The sequence below is a fragment of the Spirosoma fluviale genome (assembly GCF_900230225.1).
Taxonomy (GTDB): domain Bacteria; phylum Bacteroidota; class Bacteroidia; order Cytophagales; family Spirosomataceae; genus Spirosoma; species Spirosoma fluviale.
This window is the reverse complement of the sequence record NZ_OCNH01000001.1, coordinates 243,268-267,735: the sequence shown is the minus strand read 5'-3', so window position 1 is coordinate 267,735 and position 24,468 is coordinate 243,268. Positions and strand designations below refer to the sequence as shown.

The window sequence follows — 24,468 nt, the reverse complement described above, 5'->3', positions numbered from 1 at the left end:
ATAATAGCGATTTACCGCTTATTCTTCCGTTTCTGCCGCCAGCGCTTAATATCGGCGGTGAGGTTTTCGAGAAAGAACGAAGGCCCTACCGAAAAGTATAAGCCCGTGTAATTAATTTGACTTTCAGGAACATCACGCTTTAGAATGAATCGGTAGCCTGTCAGAAAATTCAGCCCAAACCAGTGTAATGGCCTTAGCCAGCGCACGGTTGGAAACTGATAGGCTGCCGATACACCCACTCCCAGGGGCAAAAACACCCCTCGCGCCACTTCGTATTTTCCGGTCTGTTCATCATTGATTTCATACCGTGAATGACCATAGCCAAGCTCGATGGGCATACTCACCTCAAACGATCGCCGACGAAACAGGTACCGCTCGTAGTAGACCGTTGCAATCCGTAAATGGCGGGTAACGGATTCGGACGTATTGGGCAGCAGACCAGGACGATCGAGCCGTTGGTTTACGAAATAGAACCCCGCCCCGGCCTTGAAACTAGCCGATCGACCAGATTTAAGCGCATCCCGTTGTTTACTGGGTGGAAACAAAAAGCCTGCCCTTATCCCATATACGCTTACCGGCACCCGTCGGTTATCTTCGGAGCGCGTATCATTGAAGAAGAAAAAACGCTGGTCAGTAGAAGCCGTAAAGGTTAGCGACTTAGGTTTTGTCTCTTTGAGTCCGGTCGTATCAACAAACGTTGCCTGCGTCTCTGCTACGGGCACAGCGAAGCCCGGCCAAGCCAGTATTGTTAATAGCAAGAGTATACATGTACTGCGGACTGAATAGTATCCAAACGTCCGCTGCTGTTGAGTTATGTTTTTCATCGCGTTGATGATAACATAACGGCTATAGGCGATAATAGTTAAAAAGTAGGCTTTAGGCTTGTAGAAAACCAAATAATAAGACTACTGTATCTCTAATTTAACAAGATCAAGTACGTTGAAAGTGACTTTTGAAAGTCTTATGTAGCATTAGAATGGCATCATCTGCCTTTATTAGAGTACCTCAACCTAGAAACCCTATAAGAAAAATACAATTTTGTTCATTCATCCATACTCTTTCCTTCACAAATATGGTCCTCTTAAAAGGCCTCATATAACATACTTTTTTACAACTATATCTTTATGTTTTCCCTTTTGGCAACGTTCCCGGTAACGCTTGCATAAAAAAAGTGAGGAAATTTCTTTTTTATATCTAATATTATAAGCAAGCTTACATATAGGTTTTAACATAAACGGACTAACTATATCGATAGAGATTCATAAAATTATCCATAATTCACTCGATCAAGTCAAAGGAAGTTTTTCAGCGATCTATTTCATTTATCTCAGTAAGTAGAAACCCTTATTCCTGACGCTTTTGCTAACACGAAACCGCTATACACCGTGTCTCAAAAGTCATATTCTGCTTACAGCGCTGAGGAATTCGTCCTTGATGACTTATTCGTACGATGGATTAAACACCCGGACGACGAAGAGGTAGCCTCCTATTGGCAGATATGGTTGTCAAACCACCCGCATCAGGAAGAAACCGTTGAAACAGCACGGTATCTCATTCAAACGGCCCGGCACTCTGATTTGCCAACCTTATCGTCCGATGAGATTTCAACGGTTTGGGGACGCATTCGGGAGTCGCTCCAGACCATGGAAGACGTAAGGCCACTTCAGCCGGATGTTCGGGCAATGGTTGGGTGGTGGTACTTTATGCGGACCGTTCTGGCTGGCGTTGGGGTCGTCGCTCTTATTGGCTGGGCGCTCTGGATGCAGTATGGACCCGAGCAATCGGTATGGAGCATTAGCACCCATGCTTACCAAACCCGTCAGATTCGATTACCGGACAATTCAACGATGACCCTGTATCCAAATAGTACCGCCCGCTACGCCCGACGTTGGTCTGATGAGACACCCAGAGCGGTGTGGTTAAAGGGAGAAGCTGATTTTTCCATCATCCACCGCAACGATACCTCATCAGCCCGTTTGTTCAGGGTTCATACCGCCGGTCTTACCATTGAGGCAGTAGGTACCATTTTTCGAGTGAGACAACGACCAACAGGAACCTCCGTAGCGCTTACTTCAGGGCAGGTAAGCTTACTTGTAAAATCGCAGGAACCAATACGGCTCAAGCCTGGCGAATCCATCGAGGTTGCCGCTGGTTCGAGCAAGACTTTACCCTAACACCCTAGTTTGTTAACTTTTACGCCAATCTAATCTAACATGCAAGCAACAATTACCCAACCACCACGCCTGACGTGGCTTCCTCTGCTTGGCCTGGTAGCTCTGACGCTGATAGCCCAACCAGCGTTCAGTGCGCCACCAACCAATCATCCGCTTACGGATAACCCCAAGCAGGAACGCACTATAACCGGCAAAGTTTTATCATCGGATGACAACTCTGCCCTGCCCGGTGTAAACGTAGCGGTTAAAGGTACCACACGCGGTACGACTACCGACGCCAATGGCGAGTACAAGATTAGTATCCCCAACGAACGGGCAATACTAGTGTTCTCATCGGTCGGGTTTATTTCTCAGGAGATTACCGTAGGAAACCGCTCCTCGGTCGACGTTACAATTTTAGCTGATACCCGTGCCCTGAGTGAAGTGGTCGTTGTTGGTTATGGTACACAGAAGAAGAGTCAGTTAACTGGAGCCATTTCGTCAGTTAGCTCAAAGCAAATTACGGAGATGCCCATTACCAACCTGGGTCAGGCGATGCAGGGACGGGTAGCGGGTGTCGACGTAGCGCAGTCGGGAAGCAGGCCCGGGGCAACACCAACAATCCGGATTCGGGGCCGTCGTTCGTTCAATGCCGGCAATAACCCGCTGTACGTAGTTGATGGCATTCCGCTTACAGGCGACCGCAACGAACTGCTATCCGGTCGTCCGTTCGATTTTGCATCGGGTGGTTACGAAGATCTCAATCCAAATGATATTGCCTCGATGGAAATCCTGAAGGATGCTACATCGACCGCAATTTATGGGGCCAGAGGTGCCAACGGTGTTGTGTTGGTAACGACCAAACGGGGTAATAACAACGGCAAAACAACCATCAGTTATGATGCCTACGCGGGTGTTACAGATCCGCTGGATAAAGTCCATTTATTTAGCGGCCCTGAATTTACCGAGTATGTACGGGAAGCTTACCGGGCAACGGGTTTATACAATGATGCTACCGGAAAACCTGTACCAACAGGTGTAGCGGATGCCTTTGCCGACTCAAAAGTAGCCGTTTTGGGTGGCGACCCCGCTGTAGCAGCGGGCATTGCCGCTAATCGGAACAGCGATTACCAGTCATTGATTCTCAGACAGGGCGTTCAGCAAAACCATTCACTTGGTATTCAGGGCGGTAATGAAAAAACGCAGTTCTACATTTCCGCCAGCTATTTCACGGATAAAGGAATTGTTCCTGGTCAGGATTACAACCGGTACTCGCTTCGTGCCAATATCGACCACCAAATCAACAAGGTACTGAAGGTAGGCATTTCGTCGTACATGATGTATAGTGGCCGGAACGGAGCCAATCTAAATCCTTATCGCTTTACACTCCAGCAAAACCCACTGGGCAGACCCTATGACGATAACGGCAAACTGATTTTTGCGCCGACAAACGATGCATTATTGACTAACCCGTTGTATGAAATCATACCGGGTGCCCAGATCGACAACACGAAGAAGTATCGGATTTTCAATAGTATTTATGCCGAAGCCAATATCATCGACGGCTTAAAGTACCGTGTCAATTTTGGTCCTGATTTCTCTGTTTCGCGGGCGGGTCGCTTCGTAGGGTCACTAACGAACGACCGGAAAGGTGGCGACGCCACGGCAGCGAATAACAGCCAATACGGATTCAATTATACGCTGGAAAATATAGTAACCTATAATAAGACGTTTGGTAACCATAATCTGGGCATAACAGCACTCCAATCCATTCAGCGGGATAACTTCGAATACAATAGCCAGTCCGTACAGGGTGTTCCTGCTGAGTCTCAGGAGTTTTACAATACGGGTAATGCCAGTCTTGTCCTGGGTGTGGGCAGCAATTTGATCCAGTGGACGCTCAACTCGTTTATGGGTCGCGTTAACTACGACTACAAAGATAAATACCTGGTAACCGCTACGTTACGTCGGGATGGATCAAGCCGTTTCGGCGAAAACAGTAAGTACGGTAACTTCCCGGGTATCGCGCTGGCCTGGAACATCAACAACGAGGATTTCCTGAAAAATGTAACCTGGCTCGATCAGTTGAAGCTGCGCGTTAGCCGGGGGTCGGTAGGTAACCAGGGTGTGGTTCCTTATCAAACACAGGGTTTGCTGGGACGTACTGTTTATGCATGGGGGAGTACGGGTGCCTATGGGTATCGGCCAAGTACCATTGGCAACCCGGATTTGAAGTGGGAAACATCGACCTCGTCAAACATAGGGGTAGACTTCAGCTTCTGGAGAGGCCGGGTAGCTGGTTCGATTGAATTCTACCAAACCAACACCACCGACCTACTGCTGTCTGACCAACTGCCAACCTCTATTGGTTTCAATGCGGTGACGAAGAACGTTGGTGAAACGCGTAACCGGGGGGTCGAACTTAGTCTGTCGACCGTAAACATCAATTCGAAAAGCGGATTTAAGTGGACGTCTGATTTCGCCTTTACCAAAAACAGCGAAGCCATCATCTCGCTTTATAATGGTGCTGTCGATGACTTAGGTAACAGGTGGTTTATCGGAAAACCATTAACGGCTTTCTATGACTATAAGAAGGCGGGCATTTGGCAAACAAGCGAAGCTGACCTGGCGAAATCGTTCCAAAGCTCCGTTGGACAGATTAAAGTACAGGACACCAACAAAGACGGCAAAACAACGGCAGATGACCGCGTATTTCTGGGTTCGGATATCCCCAACTTCAGTGCCGGGATTACCAACCGGTTTAGCTACAAAGGATTCGATTTATCGTTCTTCGTCTATGGACGTTTTGGCCAGACCATTTTGAGCGGCTTCCACCGGGACAATAACCAGTTGGCAGGGCGTTATCAGCAAATTAAAGTAGACTATTGGACGCCCAACAACCCAACCAATGAGTTTCCACAACCTAAGTCGAACCAGGAGTTTCCCGTTTACAACACGTCCCTGTTTTACTTCGACGGTACATTCGTGAAAGTTCGTAATATTAATTTTGGGTACACGTTCACGTCTAAACTAACTCAGAAACTGGGCATGCAGTCGCTGCGTGTATTTACCAGTATCCAGCAGCCGTTCATCTTTTCAACCTACCGGTCGAAATACAACGGTGTCGATCCGGAAACGGCTGATGGAACCATCAATAATGACGTAGTACCGGCTACCCGGATAACCACATTTGGTTTGAACGTTAAATTCTAAGCACGTACATAATCGCGAGTCCAGTTGTAGGCGCTACTTACGCTTTATGTGCTCATAAAATTCTTTAGATTCTAAAAAAATGAAATCTATAATTTCCCAAAAATCATTCCGTATTCTGGGCCTTGCAACGCTCTTGCTGAGTGGTCAGGCCTGCAAGAATGTATTGGAAGAAAAAGTAATCTCCAGCATTGGTAACGATTACGTTAACACCCCAAAGGGATTTGAGGATGCTGCCAAGGCAGCTTATGCTCCCTTACGAAGCTTTTATGGTACGCAGCAAGGCCTAACCATGACCGAGTACGGCACTGATCTTTATGCAACCGGTGCCGATGGAGGCTATAAAGGCTTTCACTTCTACGATACGCAACTAAATAGCTTTGTGGATTTCCTGCAAAATGTTTGGGAAGAATTGTATCGGGGCATCAATACCTGTAATTCGGTTATCGAGCGCGCTCCGGCAGCCAACGTTTCGGATGCGGTGAAAAAACTACGGGTGGCCGAAGCGAAATTTCTGCGGGCGCACTACTATTTTATTCTTGTACAACAGTGGGGTGGTGTCGATCTGCGATTAACGGAAACCCTGGCACCCACAAAAAAAACCAGCCGTGCAACAGAGGCTGACATATACAAGGCTATCCTGGCCGATCTCGAATCAGCTGCGCCGGATCTAGACCCCAAAATCAGGTCGACAGATTATGGTCGCGCAACCAAAGCCGCTGCCGAACACCTGCTGGCTCGTGTGTACCTGACTAAAGCAACCTCGTCGGCAAAAGCGGCCGATGATTATGCTAATGCAGCTAAATACGCCACCAGTGTTATCAACAATTACGGTTTCAAGTTACTGCCTGATTTTGCAAGCGTATTTGCTCAGGGAGCCGGTGAAATTAGCGATGAGGTCATCTTTGCGGTTCAATATACGTCTGACCCATTGACCAATGCGTCAACTCCTCCGGTAGCTAATTCGGGGGGTAACACGGGTGGCAATAACCTGCACTTGTTCTTTGGGATGCAATATGACGTGCAGGCGGGTATGGTTCGCGATATTTTTTATGGACGTCCATTCAAGCGGTTGCGCCCAACGGCTTTTTGTTTAGAGACTGTTTTCAAAGATCGGGTGAACGACTCTCGCTACAAGAAAACGTTTAGGGATACCTGGCTCAGCAATGCTCCCAATACCCCCGCCAACCCCTTCTACAACACGGCCTTCGACAATTCTAAAAAGACAGTTACCTTTAAAGCAGGCGACACGGCCATTTACATTCCGGGAGTTGAATGGACATTGGCCCAGCGGGCCGCCAAACCGTATCAGGTGCTGGTACCAAGTGCTTACAATGAAGCACTGTTTCCAACGCTGCAAAAATTCTTCGATCCCCTCCGCCCCGATCGGACCTACGAACCAGGTAGCCGCGATTTCTTAGCTTTCCGTCTGGCCGAAACGTATCTGATTCTGGCTGAGGCCCAACTGAAGCTGGGCAAAACGGCAGAAGCTACAACCGCTATCAACATGGTTCGCCGTCGGGCTGCCTGGCCTGGTAAAGAGACGGCCATGGAAATAACAACCGCCCAGATGGATATGGAAATGATCTATCAGGAGCGAGGACGGGAATTACTCGGCGAACAAATCCGGTGGATGGATTTAAAACGCTGGGGAAATCTGGTTGAGCGGGTTAAATTATATAACCCCCAGGCAACTGCGAATATCAAGGAGACGCATAACCTTCGCCCCATTCCCCAAACCCAGATTGACCGTACTGAGAAAGCAGCCGACGGTAGTGCTGGCTTCCCTCAAAATCCGGGCTATTAATTGATCGCTGAGTTCATAAACGAGCGAAAGAGTGGAAATTGCATACGCCAAATTTTCACTCTTTCGCTCGTTTATTCTTTTAGCTCAGTAGAAATAAGCCTCTGAACGCTTATTTCAGCAGTTTTTACGTAAAACGATTTAACTCACAAGCAGTCAGTATGCCATCAAATAGTACTGATTATTGACCTCTACAACTATGCTGGAAACGGTAAACCGACGGCAGTTTTTGACAACGGCTGGCGTTTCAGCCCTCACTTTACTGGCGGGTACCAATCGGCTACTCGGTGGTGCAGCTAAACCATCCGGCCTGAAAATCGCCTACTCAGCCATCACCTGGGGTGGTAACGATGCCCAGGCCATCGCCGACCTATCCGCATTAGGATACCGGGGCATTCAGCTTCGTGCCAATGCCTTTGGCCCTTACAAAGCCAAACCCTCGGAGCTGAAAGCACTGCTCGATCAACATCATCTGGCGCTGGCCATGTTTTCGAGCGGTAACGTTGAGATTGATCCGGCTAAAGAGCAGAGTACGATTGACATGCACGTGGCCCATGCCAGCTTCGTGAAGGCGCTGGGAGGTTCGGCCATTCAGTTAACCAACTCCGCCCGCCCCAAAGATCGTCTCCCCACAACCGAGGAGTTGAAACGGCTGGCAACGGTCATGAACGAAATCGGCAAACAAACCGCCGACCTGGGTGTACAGGCAACCTACCACAACCACATGAGCCAACTCGGCGAAACCCCCGAAGAGGTAGACGTGATCATCCAGGCAATGAACCCCAAATTCATGAAGCTGGAACTGGATATTGCCCACTATAAACAAGGTGGTGGCGAGCCGGAGAAAGCCGTAAAGCAATATAAAGACATTATTTACGCGCTGCATTTGAAGGACACGATGTCGCCCCTCCCCGATAAGCCGGACAACCCTAAGGCATACAAGTTTGTCGAATTGGGCCGGGGAAACGTAAACGTTCCGGCGGTATTCAAAGCCCTTGAGGAAATCAAGTTCAAGGGATGGGGAATCATCGAACTGGATGGCGTGCCGGAAAAAGACAAGACAGCCGCCCAGTGTGCACAGATCAATAAAGATTACATAACCAAAACGTTAAACCATCCTCTGTGAATCTCTGTGTGAAAAAACTATAACACAGAGATTCACAGAGAAAACACGGAGATTCACAGAGAAAGACGTATATGAAAAAATCATTTGTTTTTGGTCTTTTAGCACTTAGCCTGTTCGCATTCGAAAGTCCGCAAGCACCAAATACCCTTACGGCTAAAGAAAAAAAAGACGGCTGGAAATTAATTTTCGATGGCAAGACAACCAATGGCTGGCGGGGGGCTTACAAGGATAAGTTTCCAGAGAAAGGCTGGAGCATCACGGATGGGCAATTAACCATTCAGCAATCGGACGGGTCCGAATCGCAAAGTTTTGGCGACATCGTTACCGATGGCGAATACGGCGATTTTGACCTGATGTTCGACTTCAAACTAACTGAAGGGGCCAACAGTGGCCTTAAGTACTTTGTGGTGGAAGAATCGCCCAAGCCGAAAGGGTCAGCCTTTGGTCTGGAATTTCAGGTACTGGACGATGACAAACACCCCGACGCCAAAATGGGCCGCAATGGCAACCGCACGGTGGGTTCACTCTATGATCTGATTCCGGCCAGTAGTAAGAAAGCGAATGCTATCGGCGAATGGAATACCGGCCGCGTTATCTCGAAAGGCAAGCACGTGGAGCACTGGCTGAACGGCAAGAAAGTGGTTGAGTACGAGCGGGGCAGCGAACAGTTTCGCGAACTGGTTGCCATGAGCAAGTACAAAGCGCCCGAATACAATGCTCACGGCCGCTTTGGCGAAGCCGCAAAAGGTCATATCCTGCTTCAGGATCATGGCAACCGGGTATTTTACCGAAACATGAAAATTAAAGCACTCTAAACTGACTAGGGCTTAATGCCTCTGGGTCAGCCCCTATCATTTCTATTTAAATCAACTTGATCCTATGGAAAATCGTCGTGAGTTTATAAAAAAATCAGCTTTAGCTGGTCTTGGCATGAGTTTTTCGGCCGGTAGCTACGCCCGCATCCTTGGCTCGAACGACCGCGTTCGGGTTGGTATCATTGGTTTCTCCGATCGTTTTCGGGCCTCATTGGCGCCCGCTTTCATGGAGCACGCCAAAGCACAGAACTTTGCGTTCGTTGGTGTGTCGGACATCTGGAGCCGCCGTCGCGAAGAAGCGGAGCAGTTTTTGAAAGGCAAAGGCTGGAACGACAGCTCGTTCTTTAAAGCCCGCAACAACGACGAACTCCTCGACCGCAAAGATGTTGACGCCGTTATCATCAGCACCGCCGACTTTCAGCACGCGCTGCACTGCGTAGCCGCCGTGGAGTCGGGCCGCGATGCTTATTGCGAAAAACCCTTCGCCGAATCGCTGGACGACGCTCGTAAAGCGGTGAAAGCCGTAGAAAGCTCCAAGCGAATTGTTCAGGTGGGTTCACAGCGCCGGTCGGCTCCCAACTACCACTCGGCCAACGATTTCATCAAGTCGGGTAAGTTCGGTGATATCACCATGGTCGAAATGACGTGGAACGTTAACCAGCCTGGTCGCTGGCGTCGGCCTAAGTTGGTATCTGAAATCCGGAAGGAAGATACTGACTGGGATCGCTACCAACTGAACCGGCCAAAAACGGCCTGGGATCCACGCAAGTACCTTGAGTTCCGGTTGTTCTACCCCTACTCATCGGGTATTCCCGGTCAGTGGATGTCGCACCAGATCGATACCGTACACTGGTTCAGCGGTTTAGATCATCCTCGTTCGGTTGTTGCCAATGGCGGTGTGTATAGCTGGAAAGATGGTCGTGTTAACGCCGACACGTTTACGGCGGTATTCGATTACGGCCCGGACAATGATAAAACGAAAGGTTTTCAGGTACTCTACTCTTCCCGCATGAACAATGAAGCGGGTGGCGTGAAAGAGTATTACTATTCGAACGGCGGCATGATTAACCTCGACACGAACAAGATTTCGCCCGATGGTGGTCTGGAAGCTAAGTACGCGAAAGAGATGAACATGCAGGCGAATATGCTGCCGACCATGTCACTTGGCGAAGCCGTTAAAATGGAAACCTCCGCCAATACCGGTGGCGACCCGATGACATCGTTGCACATGCTGAACTGGATGGGTTGCGTTCGTAGTCGTAAAGAGCCAAATGCACCGGCACGGGTTGGTTTCAACCACTCCGTTGCGAACATTATGGCAACTACGGCTCTGCACACGGGCAAGCGTGTAACCTGGGACGCCGTCAAGAACGATATGGTGATTAGTTAGCCTTAAGATGTATGATGTATGATGTATGCGCTAACCCATACATCATACATCCTATATCATACATCATTTTAACAGCCCCGCTCCAATCTGGCAGCTTAAGCATTTTTTGACGGAGCAGAATTCATTATACAATTCAATAGCCGCCTGCGAATCGAACGCTGTCCGGATACCCAGTCCAAGGGTATCCCAAGTGTCGGTCAGGCGGTTTTTTTCTGAAGGTAGTTCTTCCAAAAGGGCAATGGCCCGGTCAATGTAAGCGGGTTGCTCCCGGTGGTGAGCGTAGGCTGCCAACAACGGAACAACCGTGTTAATGACAATATTCTCGGCAGCGTTACTCCCCAAAGCAGGGACTATTTTTTCGGTCTTTTTTCCGAACCGATAATGCGTTTGCCAGTAGTCAGAAGGAGTTACCTGCACTAATTTCAAGAGCATAGTCAAATCACTTGTACCGACAAAAAGCGAAAACAAGCTGGCGTGTTTGGTTAACAGGCGGGCCAGTTGGGCCAGGCGAAGCGTTGGGAAATTAGCCGGACGAAGCCGCCCCCACTTCCAGGCCGACTCGGTCACTTCTTTATCGGCCAGTTGGTATTTAGCAGATAAAAAACGGTACTCCCGCAAAAGCGTTGCAGTATACTCATCCGATGCTTCTGTTTCCAGCAAGCCAGCCGTACCAAAAAGTATGGCTTCTACCTGATGAATCTGGTCACGGTGTTTATGGATGACTTTCAGCGGTACAGACCGACTTAACTGCTCCATGGGAGCCGCGTTTATTTTAAAGCCCATATTGATCGCTAACAAGCGATAGGCGGTCTCCTCCCAATCACTTCCCGTTTGCTTAAATACGTCCAAAACCCCCATGGCTTTCCGCTCCAGACGTTGAAGCATTGCCTTATCGAGCATGGAGGTCAGCCGGAGGGGCGACACGGATTTGAATTGCCCGGCACACGGAATTACATCCGGCGATTCGATAAGTAGCCGATATTGATCCAGCAAGGTGGCGTTGGTGCGTGAACTCAGTTCAAGCGTGGGTAAAGGCGTACCATTCGACCGATCTACACGCCGACCATTAACCGGACGATCATCTTCCCAGACAACGTGCAGGATAACATTGTCGTACGCCCGGTCAAACTGATGACGATGCGCCAGCCAGTCCGACGTGCGCGTGTGCATTTCTACCGTACCTACCCATTCTACATCGTTTATCAGTAAACGGGCATTTGTGAAGTCCGGCCCGGAATCATGGTTCCGGAAACCAGGGCGTAATACCTGCACCACTTCGCCATCGGTCGTGGTTAGATGCTGGGTTGCAAAGTATTGATATTGCCAAAGAAAATAGAGAAAGGCTTCGGGCACGGAAGAACAACGACGATTAAGTGTAGCACCTTGACTGTGTCATGAATATAAACACAATACCTCAAAATGATACGTTAACTACCCTTATTTTATAAATATGCCCAAAATACTTACTGGATTTGAGTCAGATACCCGGCCATCTCTAATTGGAGCCGTTGTGCTTCGTCTCTCGCCCGATCGGCAAAATCCGGTCCGTTTGACGCGTACAAAATACTTCTTGACGCATTGACGAGTAAACCGCCCGCTTTGGTCAACCCCAGCCGGGATACATCAGCCAGACTACCACCCTGCGCTCCAACGCCGGGAACCAGCAAAAAATTATCGGGAGCAAGCTGCCGGATACGTTCTAATTCACTTGTTTGCGTGGCCCCTACAACGAACATCAATTGGTCAGGCCCGGCCCAACCCTGGGCGGTTTCAATCACTTTCTCGAATAAGGGCTTCTGACTGGCAGTTCTGGAAGAAAGCGTCTGGTATTGAAAATCGGTGCTGCCCGCATTGGACGTCAGGGCTAATAAAATGACCCATTTCCCCTTGTATGCCAGAAACGGCGTTACCGAATCGTGCCCCATATACGGGGCTACTGTCACCGAATCAAAATCCAGTCCGGCAGCGGTTGGATCGAAGAACGTACGGGCGTACAAATCCGATGTATTGCCAATATCCCCCCGTTTTGCATCGGCAATGGTGAAGCAACTGGCAGGAATGTAATCCAGCGTTTTTTGCAGACTTTCCCAGCCACGTGGCCCCTGGGCTTCGTAAAAAGCAATGTTGGGCTTGTAAGCTACGGCAAAATCGGCCGTGGCATCAATAATGGCTTTGTTGAACGCAAAGACGGGGTCTTTCTCAGTCAGTAAATGCGGGGGCAGTTTACGCGGGTCGGTATCTAATCCGACACATAAATAAGACTGTTTTTGAAAAATCTGATCGCTTAATTCCGAGTAGGTCATGCCTAAATGAAAGCACTACAGTAAATGATTGAGCCCAAAAGTACAACTAATGGTACCAGTTTCATAAATTTGACCCAGATAGTAATTACCTCTACGAAACAAACCTGCCTCATGCAAGTTCGGCAAACATCCATACAGGGCCTGATTGAATTAACGCCACGTCTTTTTGAAGATGAACGTGGTCACTTTTTTGAGTCTTACAACAAACCGCTTTTCGAATCCCTTGGCTTACCTATGGATTTCGTTCAGGACAATCAATCCTTTTCAACAAAAGGCGTTTTGCGGGGACTTCACATGCAGAATCAGCCGTTTGCCCAGGGTAAACTAGTTCGGGTTATCAGTGGTCAGGTATTGGATATTGCCGTTGATTTACGACCCGATTCGCCCACCTTTGGTCAGTATGAAGGCTTTCTACTGGATGCTAAACGCGCCAATATGGCCTATATACCTGAAGGCTTTGCGCATGGGTTTGTGGCGCTGGAAGACAGCGTTTTCAGTTATAAGTGTACGAATGTGTACAATAAAGCGGCCGAATCCGGTATCATCTGGAACGATCCGGATCTGAACATCGACTGGGGCGTTGCCAATCCGATTGTTTCAGAGAAAGACAAAGAGTTGAAGTTATTCCGGGAGATATTTCCCCAGGCAGTAGTCTAACCTTTACTGCGCTTTATTTTTCATACATTTCTTCGAGTACCTTTCGGCCTACCTTACGGGCCGAAAGGGGATTCTGGCCGGTTACTAACCGCTCATCTACTTCAATGTATGGCAGAAAAGGAATCAGACTTTTGCTGTATAATGCGTTTTGCTTCCTCAGCGCATCTTCGAGCAGGAAGGGTACCTCCTCATCAAGACGAACGAGCTTCTCTTCCATGTTCGAAAAACCCGTTACCTGCCGATTATCAATCAGCCTGGTTCCATCCGAGAGCGTCACATTAAGTAACGCACTTACCCCGTGGCAAACGGCCGACACCATCCCTCCTTTTTCGTAAATCTGACGCGTTAGCCTCTTCACGATTTCATTGTCAGGGAAATCCCACATGGTACCATGTCCGCCGGTGAAATAAATAATCTGGTAGTTCTCCGCCCTTACATCGGCAAGAGGTATTGAATTATCCAGTTTGGCGCGAAACGTTGGATCATTATACCACTTCTCATTGACGGTATCCCGCCGGTCCATACTCCGTTCATCAATAGGCACCGCTCCCCCTTTGGGACTAGCTATATCATAGGGCAGATTCCGATCCGCCAATTCATCGTAGAAGTGCGTGGCTTCACTTAACCACAAACCTGTTTTGTAAGGCTTCGTCGGGTAGTCGGTATGATTGGTACAAACAATCAACGCGCGGTAAATAGGGTCCATGAGCAGAAATAAATTGGAGGTTTGAAGTTCGGAGTTAAACCCTACACTTCAAACTTACTGATTAGATTATATAGTTCAGCACCCAATGCCGCCAACATTGAACCCTGTTTTTTCTTATTATCCATTAAACCAAAATGCCATACACCTATCTAATCAGTGGTTCATAAACGAATACGCCAAAAAAAATTTTACCGAATAGCCTTTTAACCAATTAAGTTAATAGAGTTATTAGTATATTTGTCATAAACCGTATTTGTACAAATCGCCATGAAAACTGTAACGTATGACTCGCTTCAAGCTGAACATGCCTGGATGATTGTATCCGACCAACTTCAGCAGCGCAACAACATGTTGGCCAAAAGTATTTCGCACATGGAACGTAATCCGGGCGAGTTACCTATGGCCAGTCGACTTATAATACTCCGCTATCATCTAAAGATGAGCCTGCGCCTATTGACGCAGGAAGCAAGACAGCAAAAGCAAAGCCCTAAAACGGAGAACCAGTTGGCTACCCAGTGGATGCACGTTCATCAGTTGTTTTTTCTACTTCGGCAAATAGACAATGAACTGGGCCGGGCCACCACCGAGAGCAATATGCTTCGTTCGTGGATGGGCAAAACGGAAGGGCGCGTCTATCGATCAGCACTTGTCCATTTAAACTAAGCTATTAACATTGCATTCTACATCATAAAGCCCCTGGAAACTAACTTTCAGGGGCTTTATGATGTAGAATGTTTAGCCCACCAATTATTTTATCAACTGCTTCAGGGCAATGTCTGACAGGTCGCCCGATTGAATCAGCAGCTTGTAGTGAAACGTAACCGATTTACCAGCCCCCAGCGTATAATTCATGGCCGGAGCCTTCCCGTTTGTAAACACCGACGGCCCCAGTGGGTTAGCCGCAAACAACCCATATCCACGGGCATGCCAATAGGTTGGATAGCCGATGTTATTCGGATCGTCAGACAATACGACAGACACGTTCTCATTGTTAATGGTGCCGGTAAGTTTATTCCACTGGGCACGTGTACCCCAAACGGCATCCCCTTCTACGCCCTGGCTGGTATGGTATAGACCCGTTACACCCGCATTATCCAGAACCGGCACTTTGGTCGCTACGCCCTGGGCATCGGTAAATACTTCGGCTTTGGTAGATGGCTGCTCGAGCTGGCGAGCCATTCGTAAAGCAATCATACCCTCTTTGTTATCCTTAAAAACGACGTCTTTATCCATGGCTTTGAGCGTTGTGGTGCGGTCGATGATTCGGTTATTGGTACCGGCTTTGAACTGGAAGGTTGTCGTTTCCTGAAGCATCACCTTGTTGTCCTTGTCAAGCCAGTTAGCCGTTACAACGAGTTCGCCCTGCCCCTTTCCACTTTTCATGGATTTTACGCCCGTATGAACAATCGTACCGAAAGGCCCTTTGTGCTCCGGACCCACATCAATCGAGTTATTCCAGAAATCATGTCCGTTCACATCGCCGTAATTGAACCACATCCCCACGTGGTGCGGGTGGTCGATACGCTCGCCGGGACGCGGGTCCAATGGCCAGCCACGGGTTATAAAATTTCCTCCGGCCGATAAAATCGGATACAGAACCGGCTTTTTCAGTACGGCTGGACCCGGATAAATATACGCCGTGAAGGGTTTGCCATCTACCGTGACAGAAACCCGCTTCTGGGCTTCGTCGTGGGTGATACGAACTTGATTTGACTGAGCCTGAACCGATAACATCGAGCCGACAACCAGGCAGGAAAAGAGTAAATAGCGCATTGAATAAGAGTAGTTAATCAGCCGTGCAAATACTGGTTTAGGGAGCGTAAAACAAATTGCCCCGACCTGAAAAAGCCGGGGCATGCCAAATGCTACTGAATACACCGATCAGAAAAGCCAGGTGCAACTAGTTTCCCAGCAAAATCTTATTCGTTACATCCTGGTCGATGGTGATATAGCCCGGATAGTTAACCTGCTTGCCCAGTAAATCCAGCGTAGGCTTGATCTTGATGGTCAATTTGGAAGGTTGCGTTCCCGACGCCCCCGAAAGATTCTGAACCAGTTGGGTGAACGCATCGCGGGTTTTGCTATCGGTAAGCAATTGATACGCATTGGTATTCAACCGAACCGGCACGCGGGTTTTGCCCCCACCCGGTTGTACTTCGATACGCTGGTTTAAAAACCCGTTGAACAATTCCTGCCCGGCCAGCATAACGCGGTACTCCAGTTGGTTGATACCGGCCATTTTATTGGTTGGATTGGTGATGTCAAGGTTAATACGGGCATCGAGCGGAATGTTGCGCGTAAGCAGTCCGGCCGCCAGTCGTGGAAAACGAGCGGGGTTCAAGTCTTCGAGCTTACGTAATTGGCGCACGTCGATACCCGCCAGGTAGATACTGTCGGCCGAGGCTAGTGTATAGCGGCAGTTACCGAGGGCTTTGGCCTGCGATAGCTGACTATTGGAACTACATTGACTAAATAACAAAGGCAGTGCCAGCAGTAGGCAAAAAAGGCTTTTTTTCATGATGGTTCGCTAATCGTTTTACTATAAACGTTTGACAGTGGGCAAAGGGTTTGGTTTAATCGGTAAACCGGTACGGATTACATCCCGAAGACTAAGCTGCCAAGTCAGCGGCCCAACATGTACTGTACTACCAATAAGTGGCAAATGTATACATATAAAATGCCATCACTAAATAAGTATGTGCTGCGTTCCTGATTCGGGCTCTGTAAAATAGTGGTCGAATACCTTATATTTGTTGTTCTACACGCGTACGAGTTTAATGGAGAAGCTAACCGCCGACGACCTTGTTTACGGCTACATTAACGGTATTTTCCCAATGGCCGATGCCGACGGTACTCTTTACTGGTACGCGCCAGACCCGCGCGCCATTATCCCAATTGATACTTATAAACCTGCCAAATCGCTCCGCCCGGTTCTTAATCGCAATCAATTTGAGGTTCGCGTCAACACCGCGTTCAATGAAGTGATGCGCAATTGCTCCATTCCCCGTTCGGACGATGACAGCGTCTGGATTTCGGAAGAAATCATAAATGCCTATACCGAACTGCACCACATGGGCCTCGCCCACAGCGTTGAAACGTATATGGACAACAGGCTGGTTGGCGGCTTATACGGAGTGGCCCTGGGGTCGGCATTTTTTGGCGAGTCGATGTTCAACCGAGTTAGTAATGCGTCGAAAGTAGCGTTTCATAATTTGATTCTTATTCTTCGCCAGCAGCACTTTAGTCTCCTCGACACGCAGTTTATCAACGACAATGTGCGTCGATACGGGGCTATTGAAATTCCGAAGGCCGATTACCTGAAACAACTGAAAGCGGCCCTTCGCCAAAAAGCCCGCTTTGCGGATCTTGTGCGGGAGAAGGTATAACGCTTCGAAACACTTACCTTCGGAGCACGCAACTCATGATTTAGTCGTCATAAACGGTACACCAAAACCAGACGCCAAAACGGGAAACCCGTATCTTTGCGGCATGACTAAGCCCGTTCTTGTACTTAAATTCGGTACCGCTTCCATCACCAAACCCAACGGTGAGCCGAATGAGCCGGTTATGGTGGACATTGCCCGCCAGGTAGCTGCCCTGCATACGCACTATCGCATTGTGCTGGTATCGTCTGGTGCAGTGGGCGCTGGTAAATCCCTGATTCGGGAATACCGGGGGGACATTATCCAGCGAAAAGCCGCTGCGGCCGTTGGTAACCTGCTTTTGCTTAACCAGTATTCCCGTTTTTTCTCGATATATGGCGTCTCGATTGCCCAAAGCCTGTGCGAACGGCACCACTTTGCCAACCGTGATCAGTTTCTTCAGTTAAAACAGACCTACGAAGAACTTTGGGCCAACGATCTCATTCCTATTGCCAATGAGAATGATGTTGTAAGCAATCGTGAACTGAAGTTTTCGGATAACGACGAACTGGCCACGCTCATTGCCGTTGGCTTTGGTGCCGAGGCTCTGATGCTCTGCACCTCCGTGGGTGGATTGCTGGATGCCTATGGTAAAATAATCAGACAGGTAAACGAGTTCGACGAGCGCATATTCGGTGTTGTACGGACGGATAAATCCTCGCTGGGATTGGGCGGTATGGCATCCAAATTGACTTTTGCCAAGTTGGCTACCCGCATGGGCATCCGGGTCGTCATTTTTGGGTTAAGTGAGCCGGATAGCATCAGCCGGGCTCTGAACCATGAAATTGGCACCGAATTTACGCCACAAAGCACCGCCCTTTCGGCCCGAAACCGGTGGCTTGGTTCGGGTAGTCTGGCAGCCGGGCGGATACAAATCGATGCGGGTGCCGTTCGGGCACTGCAACAACGAAGAAGCTTACTGGCCGTTGGTATTCGAACCGTATTGGGTGAATTTGCCGCGGGCGAAATGGTTGAGATTCTGGACGACGAGCAACAGACGATAGCCGTTGCCCGCGCTCGGATTTCGTCCGAAACGCTGATTCAACAGCTTAATCAGCAAAATGTGGAAGTCGCCAATGCCAATGATATTGTACTTTTGTAATCATGACACCAATTACGCCCCTCCTCCAGGCCACTCAGCAAGCTGCCGCAGCCGTTCGGCGGCTCAGCCCCGCTCAGAAAACTGATCTGCTCAATCGGCTGGCCGACGTGCTGGCTGCGCATACCGGGACTATCGTTGCCGAGAACCAGAAGGACCTCGACCGTATGGACGCAACCGATCCCAAATACGACCGGCTCAAACTAACCGAAAGTCGGGTAGCTGACCTATCGAAAAGTCTGCGGGAAGTAGCAGTATTGCCCGATCCGGCCGGTGAAATCATTCTGGAACGAACCATTGAGCAGGGACTGAAGCTTAAAAAAATTGCCGTTCCGCTGGGTGTGGTGGGTGTCATCTACGAAGCACGACCTAACGTAACGGTCGATGTAGCCTCGCTTTGTCTGCGATCAGGCAATGCGTGTGTTCTGAAAGGCGGCAAAGAAGCCGACTTCTCCAATCGCTACCTGATTGGCCTGATTCAGGGGGTACTGGTGGAATTTGGCGTATCAAAAGCCGCCGTGACCCTACTCCCCCCCGATCGGGCTGTGGTTAATGAACTGCTTACGGCCACCCGGTACGTGGACATTATCATTCCCCGTGGCTCGGATTCGCTCATTCAGTTTGTTCGCAAAAACTCGCTGGTACCAACCATCGAAACCGGGGCCGGTGTATGCCACGCCTACGTAGAGCAAACCGCTGATCTGGACAAAGCTGCTGCTATTGTGGTAAATGCCCGCGTCTCGCGCCCATCGGTCTGCAACTCCCTCGACTGCGTGTTGGTCGACGAAGCCATTGCCGACCGTTTCCTGCCCATGCTCACGGCCGATTTCAACAAATGGAACGTGGAAGTTTTTGCGGATGAAACCTCGTACACCATTTTTGACAAAGCCGGTTACACAAACCTGCAACACGCCCGTGCTGAAGATTTCGGTCGCGAGTTTCTGGATTATAAATGCGCCGTTAAGGTGGTCGCCGGACTGGACGAAGCCCTGTCTCACATTCAAACCTACTCGTCGCGTCATTCTGAAGCCATTTTATCGCAGAATCAATCGTTTATCGACCAGTTCCTGCGCGAGGTGGATGCAGCGGCTGTATACGCCAATGCATCGACTCGCTTCACGGATGGAGGTGTATTTGGCCTAGGTGCCGAGATCGGCATTTCGACCCAGAAGCTCCACGCCAGAGGGCCTTTTGCATTGGAAAAACTAGTGACGGAGAAATGGATTGTAGTCGGCGATGGTCAGGTGAGGTGGTAGTTTTCTTACCACCGTTTCACGCGTTCAAAACAAAGTTTGGGGGTTTGGCCACAAAGGAGCCAGCATTACCCATATCTGCTAGGAAAGAGTTAATGACATAAGTTGTTTTGGTTCGTAAACCAAAACAACTTTTTGTTTATGAGATTCTCCTTTCTACTTGCTCTACTAAGTACATACTCCGCCTGGAGCCAATCAACCGACTCTACAACAACAGTTGACATACCAGCCAAAAGTAATTTTAGATCCAGTATCATGCAGGAGCTTGGTTGCGGCCAAGCCTATACCCGCATACCCAACATGCGTGCGTTTTTTAAGTCTAATCAAATCAAGGAAAATAATACCCTTGATGATTTTGTTGCCATTGGTTTTGGCTACCGTCGGCAGCGGTTTAAAGGTAGTGTATACGCGTCCTATGGCCTTGAACAAGGCACACGCTCACCGGATAATACAGGACAAGCCCCGCTGATAGCCCGACGCCAGAACTTTAGCGGTGCTGTTCTTTTTGTGGGGTATGACCTGGCGAACACCCGCAATAAACGCGTATTTTTAAATGCAGGTTTTGGTGGCATTCGGTATGAATACAATGTGTTCCGGGCTACGAACCAGGCGGTTCCTTTCCAAACAATATTACAGAACAACCCTCCTGGAAGCATTCCTTCTCTCTTTATCGCCAGTAATTATTGGGACGTTAACATAGAAATTTCGCAGCGGGAAAAACGCAGGGATGCCCTTCAATTAGTGAGCCGATTTGGTTACCGTCGTGGTTTCACGGCTGATGCCTGGCAATCTGACGCGTATCAACTGATCGATGCCCCATCGGACCGCATCAGCCAGTTTTATGTTCAGCTTAGCCTGTATCTTTCCCGTAATTACATGTCTCGCTCAAAGCGATGAGTACATTCTTACTCCCCTGGCTCCTCTTCCTGCTACTGGGAGACGACCAGCCGCAGGCCAGCCAGCCCGAGCAGGCTCAGTTAATTCTGTACCGCGAAAAAGAGTTTATTTCGGGCATGGGTAAGGGCTATGCATTCAAGATCAATGAGGAAAAGATGGGCAAGCTCTCCCCAAACCGGTATGTTCAGCTAGCCGTAAACCCCGGCCGCATTAAACTGGAGTTCGATAGCAACTATCTTTCTGACAGTCGGCCGCTCTGGCTCCGTGTGCAGGCCGGTCAAACCTACTACGTGAAGGCCGTTGTGGAGATTGACTTTTTGAGCACGACAATCGTAATGGCTCCTGTTGAACCGCAAAAGGCGCAACAGGAACTTAGCCGAATGAAGCCCGAGTATACGCAGAAAGTCAAAGAACCCGATTAAGTTTACCCAGTTTCAAACCGATAACCTGTGCGTTTATCCCCATCATTCCGGAAAACTCTGTTACTGGGCAGCTGCTTAATCGCTCTGTTTAGCTACTGGGGCTGGCTTCTTTACCGACTTTTTGGGCCGCAGCTTACGCAGGAACTGCCCGATTTGGGTAGTCTGGCGGGCTATCTTCTGGGTTTGGTTATTGTGCTTATCGGCATCTGGCTACTGGCTTACCTAAACTACCGCTTCACGTTCCGGCAGTGGATGGTTCACCCCGGCAAACGGCTGTACTACTGGAGCTGGCTGTGTTTTCTGGCCTGGTTACTGTTTGAATTGCTCCAGTTACGTACCGACCAGGAACCGGCCTTCGTCGACGAAAATATCCTGGTGACGTTAGTCTTACTTGGCTTTGTCATTCTGTATGGTTTCGTAGCAGACTCCCTGCAAAGCAAACGCCAGCAACAACTGTTGATTCAGCAAAAAACGGAGGCCGAACTAACAGCCCTGAAAGCGCAGATCAATCCTCACTTTCTGTTCAATGCGCTCAACACGATTTATAACGAAGCGCAACAGTCAGAGAACCAGACCGTAGCCGATTTGATTGAACAGTTAGCCAGCATTATGCGATTTACCTTACAGGAGTCCACTCGCTCGCTGATTTCCGTTGAGCAAGAGTTTCAATTTCTGGAAAAATACCTGGCTTTGCAGCGTGCCCGGCTTCCCAAGCTCGATACGTTGAGCGTGCATACGCACCTGGATTGGGACGGTCAGCCTGCTCAACTGCCCCCACTCCTGCTGATTCCCTTCGTTGAGAATATGTTCCAGTATGGCGTTAGCCTGGAGCATCCGGCAACGCTGGAGTTGGCTGTGCGGGTTGAGAATGGGCAGCTTGACCTGCGGGTCTTTAATACCCTCGGGGTAGCCATCGGTCGCAAGAACGGTTCCGGAACAGGTATCAAAAACGCTCGTCAACGGCTGGCATTACTATACCCTGATCGGCACAAACTGCATGTCGAACAGGGAGCGCAATTCTTTATGGTTACTTTACGGATAGATTTATAACGCTTATGCTTCGTGCCATTGCCATTGACGACGAACCCGCTGCGCTGGATGTGCTGAGTCGGTATGCCGATAAAGTTCCGTTTGTAGACCTGGTGCAAACGTTTATCAATACAACCGATGCGCTGACGTATCTCTACACGCACCGGGTCGACTTAATCTTTCTGGATATACGGATGCCGGATCTCATGGGAACAGAGTTTGCCCGGTTAGTTGCTCCCCTCCAAAAGTCGATTGTCTTTACAACGGCTTACGCCGATTATGCGCTGGAAGGCTTTACCCTCAATGCCCTTGATTATTTGCTTAAACCCATTGATTTTGCCCGCTTTCTGCATAGCTGCAATCGGGCCTATACACAGTACCTGCTTCAGCGGGGTGAGCCATCGGGCATTTTTGTAAAAGATGGCTACGACTGGGTACGCGTCAACCTGAGCGAGGTTCTTTATATTCATTCGGATACCAATCTTCTGTTCATTCACGAACCCGGCAGGCAAGTTAATACCCGCATGACCCTGGCCGAGATGATGGACATACTCCCCGGCGAGCAATTCATCCGAATTCATAAATCGTATATCGTTGCCTTGAAAGCCATCCGCAAAATCGAACGCCATCAGGTAACGGTGGGTGATGTCGTCATTCCGCTGGCATCCGGCTACCGGCAATCGCTGGAGCAACGTTTATTACGAAAATAGCTCCTGTTAATCATCCTTCTAATACCCGTACCAGTCGCCCCACCATTTCTGTAAGCTCCGCCGAATTTCGGCTTCGCGGGCATTATGACCGGGTTCGTAAAGCTTGTGCCCTTTCAGATCGTCGGGGAGGAAGTTTTGCTGGGCGAAATTCCCCTCGTGAGCATGAGCATACTGATATTCTTTTCCGTAGCCGATTTGTTTCATGAGCTTGGTTGGCGCATTGCGCAGGTGTAAAGGCACCGGCAGATGGGCCGTCTGTTCAGCCAGCGCAATGGCCTCATCAATGGCCACGTAACTGGCGTTACTCTTGGGCGACGTAGCCAGATACACTGCCACCTGCGACAGAATAATCCTTCCCTCGGGCATGCCAATGGCCCGGATGGCCTGTACCGCTTCCGATGCCATGATCATAGCCGTCGGGTTGGCGTTACCAATATCTTCCGACGCCATAATAAGCATACGCCGGGCAATAAAAATGGGATCTTCGCCCGCCACGATCATCCGGGCCATCCAGTACAGGGCGGCATTGGGGTCGGAACCACGAAGTGACTTGATAAAAGCCGAGATAATATCGTAATGCTGTTCCCCCGACTTATCGTATCGGGCAATATTCTGCTGCGCTACGGCGGTCACACCTTCATCCGTAATAACCAGCGGCTCAACCGACACATGAGCCGAAGCCACCAGTTCCAGTAGATTCAGCAGCTTGCGCCCATCACCACCCGATAACCGAAGCAAGGCATCATACGACTCGACGGTGATTTTTTTCGATTGCAAAAAAGTATCCTGCGCAATGGCCCGGTCAACGAGTTGAACAAGTTCATCGCGGCTAAGGGCTTCGAGAATATATACCTGACAGCGCGACAGCAGGGCGCTGTTTACTTCAAAGGATGGGTTTTCGGTCGTGGCGCCAATGAGCGTAATCTGTCCTTTCTCAACGGCACCCAGCAGCGCGTCCTGCTGGCTTTTGTTGAAGCGGTGAATTTCGTCGATGAACACCACCGGCGGGAACATACCACTGGGGCGGCTCAACACATCCCGAATTTCTTTCACGCCCGAGTTGATCGCACTCAACGCAATAAACGGTCGCTTAACGGCTTCGGCCAATAACAACGCCAGTGTCGTTTTGCCAACACCCGGCGGCCCCCATAAAATCATAGATGGTAAACGTCCGGCATCGACCGCCCGCCGAAGGGCGCCCGTCGGGCCGATCAGCTTCCGTTGACCAATAACATCATTCAGCGTTTGTGGGCGTACCCGCTCAGGTAGTGGCGTTGAGTCTGTATTCATTCAGCGAAGTTACCCGAACCGTAGATTCTTCACAAACGTAGCATGAACCCTGCCTGGTCGAGCGCAATAAATCGGGTGATCCACCTCTTAGGCTACCATATAGAAGTAAACCTATAGGTTTAAATAAATAAAGGCCGATTGCTTCGCCCAAGCAATCAAACTCGCATGTATATTGATACTAA

The 24,468-nt window shown here is 49.4% G+C and carries 22 protein-coding genes; 15 read left to right on the top strand and 7 right to left on the bottom strand.

The features are described from left to right. Positions 1-11 precede the first annotated feature (11 nt). Positions 12-824 (bottom strand): hypothetical protein, encoded by an 813-nt coding sequence (locus tag CRO74_RS01110; RefSeq protein ID WP_097125963.1) that lies wholly within the window; start codon positions 822-824, stop codon positions 12-14. 561 nt (positions 825-1,385) lie between these two features. On the opposite strand from CRO74_RS01110, the gene CRO74_RS01105 reads away from it, so the two are divergent. From CRO74_RS01105 to CRO74_RS01080, 6 genes are all read left to right on the top strand, one after another. After that, positions 1,386-2,174, top strand: coding sequence for a FecR family protein (locus CRO74_RS01105; RefSeq protein ID WP_097124169.1), 789 nt, complete (start codon positions 1,386-1,388; stop codon positions 2,172-2,174). Between the two features lie 39 nt (positions 2,175-2,213). Then, the gene (locus CRO74_RS01100) at positions 2,214-5,366 is read left to right on the top strand and encodes a SusC/RagA family TonB-linked outer membrane protein (protein WP_097124168.1); all 3,153 of its coding nucleotides are present in this window, start codon (positions 2,214-2,216) and stop codon (positions 5,364-5,366) included. Between the two features lie 79 nt (positions 5,367-5,445). Beyond that, a complete protein-coding gene (locus CRO74_RS01095) occupies positions 5,446-7,170 on the top strand; it encodes a RagB/SusD family nutrient uptake outer membrane protein (protein WP_097124167.1) in 1,725 nt (574 codons plus the stop codon). 196 nt (positions 7,171-7,366) lie between these two features. Continuing rightward, entirely contained in the window at positions 7,367-8,293 is a 927-nt protein-coding gene (locus CRO74_RS01090; protein ID WP_097124166.1) for a sugar phosphate isomerase/epimerase family protein, read from the top strand. A 71-nt stretch (positions 8,294-8,364) separates the two neighbouring features. Beyond that, positions 8,365-9,108, top strand: a complete 744-nt coding sequence (locus tag CRO74_RS01085; RefSeq protein ID WP_097124165.1) for a 3-keto-disaccharide hydrolase — start codon at positions 8,365-8,367, stop codon at positions 9,106-9,108. A 64-nt stretch (positions 9,109-9,172) separates the two neighbouring features. Next, positions 9,173-10,498, top strand: a complete 1,326-nt coding sequence (locus CRO74_RS01080) for a Gfo/Idh/MocA family protein (protein WP_097124164.1) — start codon at positions 9,173-9,175, stop codon at positions 10,496-10,498. A 63-nt stretch (positions 10,499-10,561) separates the two neighbouring features. Here the strand turns inward: CRO74_RS01080 and CRO74_RS01075 are convergent, their stop codons facing one another. Both CRO74_RS01075 and pyrF read right to left on the bottom strand, forming a co-directional pair. Then, on the bottom strand, positions 10,562-11,851 hold the full coding sequence (locus tag CRO74_RS01075; protein ID WP_097124163.1) for a DUF2851 family protein: 1,290 nt from the start codon (positions 11,849-11,851) through the stop codon (positions 10,562-10,564). Between the two features lie 110 nt (positions 11,852-11,961). After that, positions 11,962-12,801: an orotidine-5'-phosphate decarboxylase gene (pyrF, locus tag CRO74_RS01070; protein ID WP_097124162.1), complete on the bottom strand. Its 840-nt coding sequence runs from the start codon at positions 12,799-12,801 to the stop codon at positions 11,962-11,964. A gap of 111 nt (positions 12,802-12,912) precedes the next feature. On the opposite strand from pyrF, the gene rfbC reads away from it, so the two are divergent. Continuing rightward, entirely contained in the window at positions 12,913-13,458 is a 546-nt protein-coding gene (rfbC, locus tag CRO74_RS01065; protein WP_097125962.1) for a dTDP-4-dehydrorhamnose 3,5-epimerase, read from the top strand. 13 nt (positions 13,459-13,471) lie between these two features. On the opposite strand, the gene CRO74_RS01060 is transcribed toward rfbC, so the two are convergent. Beyond that, positions 13,472-14,164, bottom strand: a complete 693-nt coding sequence (locus CRO74_RS01060) for a type 1 glutamine amidotransferase domain-containing protein (RefSeq protein WP_097124161.1) — start codon at positions 14,162-14,164, stop codon at positions 13,472-13,474. A 267-nt stretch (positions 14,165-14,431) separates the two neighbouring features. On the opposite strand from CRO74_RS01060, the gene CRO74_RS01055 reads away from it, so the two are divergent. Further along, complete coding sequence (locus CRO74_RS01055; protein ID WP_097124160.1) at positions 14,432-14,827, top strand: hypothetical protein; 396 nt, start codon at positions 14,432-14,434, stop codon at positions 14,825-14,827. 84 nt (positions 14,828-14,911) lie between these two features. On the opposite strand, the gene CRO74_RS01050 is transcribed toward CRO74_RS01055, so the two are convergent. Further along, entirely contained in the window at positions 14,912-15,937 is a 1,026-nt protein-coding gene (locus CRO74_RS01050) for a DUF6807 domain-containing protein (RefSeq protein WP_097124159.1), read from the bottom strand. A 127-nt stretch (positions 15,938-16,064) separates the two neighbouring features. Next, a complete protein-coding gene (locus tag CRO74_RS01045) occupies positions 16,065-16,682 on the bottom strand; it encodes an LEA/WHy family protein (RefSeq protein ID WP_097124158.1) in 618 nt (205 codons plus the stop codon). A gap of 259 nt (positions 16,683-16,941) precedes the next feature. Between CRO74_RS01045 and aat the strand changes: the two genes are divergently transcribed. The 7 genes from aat to CRO74_RS01010 all read left to right on the top strand — a co-directional run bounded on the left by aat (position 16,942) and on the right by CRO74_RS01010 (position 22,996). Beyond that, positions 16,942-17,550, top strand: a complete 609-nt coding sequence (aat, locus tag CRO74_RS01040; RefSeq protein WP_097124157.1) for a leucyl/phenylalanyl-tRNA--protein transferase — start codon at positions 16,942-16,944, stop codon at positions 17,548-17,550. Between the two features lie 103 nt (positions 17,551-17,653). Continuing rightward, complete coding sequence (proB, locus tag CRO74_RS01035) at positions 17,654-18,688, top strand: glutamate 5-kinase (protein ID WP_097124156.1); 1,035 nt, start codon at positions 17,654-17,656, stop codon at positions 18,686-18,688. A gap of 2 nt (positions 18,689-18,690) precedes the next feature. Beyond that, positions 18,691-19,941 carry a glutamate-5-semialdehyde dehydrogenase gene (locus CRO74_RS01030; RefSeq protein WP_097124155.1) on the top strand — a complete coding sequence of 417 codons (1,251 nt, stop codon included), beginning with the start codon at positions 18,691-18,693 and terminating at the stop codon, positions 19,939-19,941. Between the two features lie 297 nt (positions 19,942-20,238). Next, entirely contained in the window at positions 20,239-20,835 is a 597-nt protein-coding gene (locus CRO74_RS01025) for a hypothetical protein (protein ID WP_144035865.1), read from the top strand. Next, complete coding sequence (locus tag CRO74_RS01020; RefSeq protein WP_097124153.1) at positions 20,832-21,257, top strand: DUF2846 domain-containing protein; 426 nt, start codon at positions 20,832-20,834, stop codon at positions 21,255-21,257. Before CRO74_RS01025 ends, CRO74_RS01020 begins: the two co-directional genes overlap by 4 nt. 27 nt (positions 21,258-21,284) lie before the next feature. Then, positions 21,285-22,307 (top strand): sensor histidine kinase, encoded by a 1,023-nt coding sequence (locus CRO74_RS01015; protein WP_097124152.1) that lies wholly within the window; start codon positions 21,285-21,287, stop codon positions 22,305-22,307. Between the two features lie 5 nt (positions 22,308-22,312). Continuing rightward, complete coding sequence (locus CRO74_RS01010) at positions 22,313-22,996, top strand: LytR/AlgR family response regulator transcription factor (RefSeq protein ID WP_097124151.1); 684 nt, start codon at positions 22,313-22,315, stop codon at positions 22,994-22,996. Positions 22,997-23,014: 18 nt separating this feature from the next. Here the strand turns inward: CRO74_RS01010 and CRO74_RS01005 are convergent, their stop codons facing one another. Next, complete coding sequence (locus CRO74_RS01005; protein ID WP_097124150.1) at positions 23,015-24,286, bottom strand: replication-associated recombination protein A; 1,272 nt, start codon at positions 24,284-24,286, stop codon at positions 23,015-23,017. Between the last annotated feature and the right edge of the window lie 182 nt (positions 24,287-24,468).

What these genes read in the sequence shown, in the direction of transcription:
- CRO74_RS01110 (WP_097125963.1), bottom strand. Translation starts at nt 824, where the DNA reads ATGAAAAACATAACTCAACAGCAGCGGACGTTTGGATACTATTCAGTC.
- CRO74_RS01100 (WP_097124168.1), top strand. Translation starts at nt 2,214, where the DNA reads ATGCAAGCAACAATTACCCAACCACCACGCCTGACGTGGCTTCCTCTG.
- CRO74_RS01095 (WP_097124167.1), top strand. Translation starts at nt 5,446, where the DNA reads ATGAAATCTATAATTTCCCAAAAATCATTCCGTATTCTGGGCCTTGCA.
- CRO74_RS01090 (WP_097124166.1), top strand. Translation starts at nt 7,367, where the DNA reads ATGCTGGAAACGGTAAACCGACGGCAGTTTTTGACAACGGCTGGCGTT.
- CRO74_RS01085 (WP_097124165.1), top strand. Translation starts at nt 8,365, where the DNA reads ATGAAAAAATCATTTGTTTTTGGTCTTTTAGCACTTAGCCTGTTCGCA.
- CRO74_RS01080 (WP_097124164.1), top strand. Translation starts at nt 9,173, where the DNA reads ATGGAAAATCGTCGTGAGTTTATAAAAAAATCAGCTTTAGCTGGTCTT.
- pyrF (WP_097124162.1), bottom strand. Translation starts at nt 12,801, where the DNA reads ATGACCTACTCGGAATTAAGCGATCAGATTTTTCAAAAACAGTCTTAT.
- rfbC (WP_097125962.1), top strand. Translation starts at nt 12,913, where the DNA reads ATGCAAGTTCGGCAAACATCCATACAGGGCCTGATTGAATTAACGCCA.
- CRO74_RS01060 (WP_097124161.1), bottom strand. Translation starts at nt 14,164, where the DNA reads ATGGACCCTATTTACCGCGCGTTGATTGTTTGTACCAATCATACCGAC.
- CRO74_RS01055 (WP_097124160.1), top strand. Translation starts at nt 14,432, where the DNA reads ATGAAAACTGTAACGTATGACTCGCTTCAAGCTGAACATGCCTGGATG.
- CRO74_RS01050 (WP_097124159.1), bottom strand. Translation starts at nt 15,937, where the DNA reads ATGCGCTATTTACTCTTTTCCTGCCTGGTTGTCGGCTCGATGTTATCG.
- CRO74_RS01045 (WP_097124158.1), bottom strand. Translation starts at nt 16,682, where the DNA reads ATGAAAAAAAGCCTTTTTTGCCTACTGCTGGCACTGCCTTTGTTATTT.
- aat (WP_097124157.1), top strand. Translation starts at nt 16,942, where the DNA reads ATGGAGAAGCTAACCGCCGACGACCTTGTTTACGGCTACATTAACGGT.
- proB (WP_097124156.1), top strand. Translation starts at nt 17,654, where the DNA reads ATGACTAAGCCCGTTCTTGTACTTAAATTCGGTACCGCTTCCATCACC.
- CRO74_RS01030 (WP_097124155.1), top strand. Translation starts at nt 18,691, where the DNA reads ATGACACCAATTACGCCCCTCCTCCAGGCCACTCAGCAAGCTGCCGCA.
- CRO74_RS01025 (WP_144035865.1), top strand. Translation starts at nt 20,239, where the DNA reads ATGCGTGCGTTTTTTAAGTCTAATCAAATCAAGGAAAATAATACCCTT.
- CRO74_RS01020 (WP_097124153.1), top strand. Translation starts at nt 20,832, where the DNA reads ATGAGTACATTCTTACTCCCCTGGCTCCTCTTCCTGCTACTGGGAGAC.
- CRO74_RS01010 (WP_097124151.1), top strand. Translation starts at nt 22,313, where the DNA reads ATGCTTCGTGCCATTGCCATTGACGACGAACCCGCTGCGCTGGATGTG.
- CRO74_RS01005 (WP_097124150.1), bottom strand. Translation starts at nt 24,286, where the DNA reads ATGAATACAGACTCAACGCCACTACCTGAGCGGGTACGCCCACAAACG.